This is a genomic window from Myxococcus llanfairpwllgwyngyllgogerychwyrndrobwllllantysiliogogogochensis, from assembly GCF_006636215.1.
GTDB lineage: Bacteria > Myxococcota > Myxococcia > Myxococcales > Myxococcaceae > Myxococcus > Myxococcus llanfairpwllgwyngyllgogerychwyrndrobwllllantysiliogogogochensis.
Genome location: NZ_VIFM01000471.1, coordinates 1 through 3,717, shown reverse-complemented (window position 1 = coordinate 3,717; position 3,717 = coordinate 1). Strand labels below are relative to the sequence as shown.

At 66.8% G+C, this 3,717-nt stretch carries 3 protein-coding genes; all 3 read right to left on the bottom strand.

What is annotated here, in order from left to right; all coding sequences use genetic code 11:
* Positions 1–289: 289 nt before the first annotated feature.
* The gene (locus FJV41_RS52920) at positions 290–442 is read right to left on the bottom strand and encodes a hypothetical protein (RefSeq protein ID WP_181791497.1); all 153 of its coding nucleotides are present in this window, start codon (positions 440–442) and stop codon (positions 290–292) included.
* A 236-nt stretch (positions 443–678) separates the two neighbouring features.
* Complete coding sequence (locus FJV41_RS48420; protein ID WP_181791495.1) at positions 679–1,572, bottom strand: ParA family protein; 894 nt, start codon at positions 1,570–1,572, stop codon at positions 679–681.
* Between the two features lie 1,555 nt (positions 1,573–3,127).
* A partial coding sequence (locus tag FJV41_RS48415) for a hypothetical protein (protein WP_220137968.1) occupies positions 3,128–3,717 on the bottom strand: 590 nt, incomplete at its 5' end.

The following is a 3,717-nucleotide window of genomic DNA, read 5'->3' as shown; positions in this document are numbered from 1 at the left end:
TCCCTGGCGCGGCCGAACGCGCCCGAGGCGGACGCTTCTAGGCCCGCGGCACCACGCGGCCTCGAATTGGACACCCCTTGCACGGCCTCCGACGGTGAACGTCCGGCACTCCTCGCTCGGCCTTTGATGCCTCACGGTGAGGCCTGCGTCGGACGCGCCCCCGTCACCGCTCAACGGGCAGTAGGAGAGAACATGACGGGCTTCGGCCACACCGCACGCCTGTGACCGCCCAAACGAGAAAGGCGCCCTCGGTTGAGGACGCCCGCCGTTGCTGCAACCCTATCCCGTGCTACTTGCCGCGAGCAGTGCGCCACTCGTCGACGATCTCGCGCAGAACCTCCGAGGCATCTAGCCGCCCACCACCACGCTGCTTCCTCCGCTCATATGCTTCATCCATCAGCGCTTCGGCCTGCTCCTGCGTCACCTGGTAATTCGTGCTCACGTAGCGGACATGGGCACCGCCAGCAGGCGCGGGGGCCTCTGAGGGAGGAGGCGCACTCACCGACCTGGGACGAGGCACCTTCTGGGCGGGCTGCGCTGCGGCATCTGGCACTCGCGTGACGAGAGTTGGCCGTGCCGGGGGGGCATCAGCCGCCGGCGTCCCCCCAGAGAGTTCGTCCAGGACGTCGCCGCCTGCAGCCCTCAGCCCCGCTTCTCCCATTTTCTTGCGCTTCGCACTCATGTCGCCCTCGCCTTCCGCGCTGGCACCTTGGCGGTGCCCTTGACGCTCCGTGCGGTAGTCACCGCCTTCGATTTCGGACTCGCTTGCTTCTTTGCCGTCGCAGGCTTTGCCGCTGCCTTCACACCCATTCGCCCGAGGATCTCCGCCTGAACCGCAGTCCAATCCTCGAGGCCACGCTCATCACCAGCCTCCTTGTCCCAAGCGGTGAGGCGGTGCGCGGCGATCGTCATCTGGACGCTTGAGGTCCTAATCTCGCACTTCAGCAGCTTGGACCCCTGCTTCTTCTGGAGAATCTCCCGAACCTCGGTGGAGTTCGAATAGCCCTTGGTCACCGCCAAGTGCAGGTACCCGAGAACCTCCAGCCGTGGATTGGTCCGGCTTCTGACGAGTTCGAGGGTCTTCTGCAGCTCGCCTAGACCGTCAAGGGCAAGGAACGCACTCGTCACAGGGACCAAGACATAGTCTGCCGCTGCGAGAGCGTTGTACGTCACCAACTCGACCGCTGGGGGTGTGTCGATGATGCAGAAGTCGAACGAGCCGCCGATGGGCGCGAGCGCACTCGAAAGAACCCTATCCGCGCCAGGGTTCTCTCTAAGGGTGATGTTCGACTTTCGAAGCGCAAGGCTGGCGGGCAGTACCGACAAGCCGGGACGGTTCGGCACCGGCAGCAAATCTTCCTCAGCTGGAGGCTCGCCGGACTCAAGAACACCGGCAGCACCAAGCGCATCCCGAGGGATAGCCGGGAGCAACCACTTAGAGGCATGAGCCTGCGCGTCAAGGTCGACAACCAAAACCCGATACCCAGCCCTATTCAGCCCGACCGCCAGATGAACAGCTGACGTGGTTTTCCCGGCGCCACCCTTCTGTGTACTCACAGTCACAACCTTCACGACACACCGCCTCTCAGCAATCCGCACCAACAACCGCCGCCCCACAGGCCTTCGCACGAACCTCCCCACGTCGTCAAGAGACTATTCACTCCACCTACCACCCACCACATCACATCAACTCAACATCACGTGGACATCCACGTGTCCACACGTCCACGTGACTGGACGACCCAAAATCCATGACGATAGCCGCCTAACCATGGCGGCATTCGCCGTCACAGCCCGGCTACAGCGTGGATGTCCACGCATCCACACGTCCACGTGGCCGGACGGTTTGACGCCCATTGCAATGGCCGAACAATCACAACGATATGAAGGCGCACAAGCGGGCACTTGCATCGACCGCCAGCAACAAATGGAGCTACCAGCCCGCCCTGACATGCAGTGTGGCACTTGGAATTATTAGCGTGGACGTCCACGTGTCCACACGTCCACCCAACCAGATGTCCAATAGAGCAGCCGGGCACCTACATTCACACCCATCAAACAGTGCGCGAGGGGAGGGCGGTGCCGGCCGTCAGGCCCCGGCACCACCCCGACCCGAGACGCCAGTCACTTCCGCGGGCTGCTCGAGCTTCGCGCAGAGGACCAGGTCCTCCGGCGCCGGCGTCAGCCCCGGCGACGTGCCGCGCGAGCTGCACCGGGCACGAGCGCGGGCGCGAGGGGAGGGCGGTGCCGGCCATCAGGCCCCGGCACCACCCCGACCCGAGACGCCAGTCACTTCCGCGGGCTGCTCGAGCTTCGCGCAGAGGACCTGGTCCTCCGGCGCCGGCGTCAGCCCCGGCGACGTGCCGCGCGAGCCACGCCGAGCGCGTGGGCGCGAGGGGAGGGCGGTGCCGGCCTTCAGGCCCCGGCGCCACCCCGCCCCGAGAGCCAGTCACTCCCGCGAGCTGCAGGACCTGCCAGCCTTCGGCGCCGGCGTCAGCCCCGGCGACGTGCCGCGCGAGCTCCGCCGGGCACGAGCGCGGGCGCGAGGGGAGGGCGGTGCCGGCCGTCAGGCCCCGGCACCACCCCGACCCGAGACGCCAGTCACTTCCGCGGGCTGCTTCGAGCTTCGCGCGGAGGACCTGGTCCTCCGGCGCCGGCGTCAGCCCCGGCGACGTGCCGCGCGAGCCACGCCGAGCGCGTGGGCGCGAGGGGAGGGCGGTGCCGGCCTTCAGGCCCCGGCACCACCCCGCCCCGAGACGCCAGTCACTTCCGCGGGCTGCTCGAGCTTCGCGCGGAGGACCTGGTCCTCCGGCGCCGGCGTCAGCCCCGGCGACGTGCCGCGCGAGCTGCACCGGGCACGAGCGCGGGCGCGAGGAGAGGGCGGTGCCGGCCTTCAGGCCCCGGCGCCACCCCGCCCCGAGAGCCAGTCACTCCCGCGAGATGCAGGACCTGCCAGCCTCCGGCGCCGGCGTCAGCCCCGGCGACGTGCCGCGCGAGCTGCACCGGGCACGAGCGCGGGCGCGAGGGCATGCCGGATGCGGACGCGCCAGGAACGTCCTCGAGGACGCCCCCGGCGCATCCGGAATAGCCCCCTAGGCGATACTAGGGGGCGTTGTGGAAATCTCCTCTACGCTGCGGCGACCGCAACCGGCTTCACCTTCGGCTGACCAATCTGCGTCTGCGCGAGTTCCCCGGCAGACAGGCATCGGTGCATCACCATGTCCCTGTCTGCCCCATTCATTGCATCATCGGAAACGTAGTCGAGTGTCGTCGTCTCAACCTCGCTCTCCGCGCGCGTCGACCGCACCGTAGTCGTACGGAGCAATCGACCCTTGTGGTCCATGTAGAGGGAGTGAGGCAACACCTTCCCTCTGAACGCATCGTCGTAGCAGAGGAAGATTCCTTTGATTGCATGGACGGTGCAGCTGACTTCGTTTCGGTTGGCGCTCACTGCCCGTTTTGTGACGATGGCCGGGATCTCCTCCGCCATGGAAGCGAACTTCGGCAGGAGGGAACAACGGGCAAGGGTCAGGAGGGCATCAGCGCGCGTGGTCATAGGTTCGTCCAGTGCCGGGATTCGCCCCGGCAGTTCCGTCGGGATTCGCCCCGTCGGGTCATCGGCGAGAGCGCCGTTGACGAGATGAATAGTACGTCCGCCCCATGCGCTTGTCAAATCCGAATAGCACAAACACAGGCGCCGATTTCCCTCTGGCAATC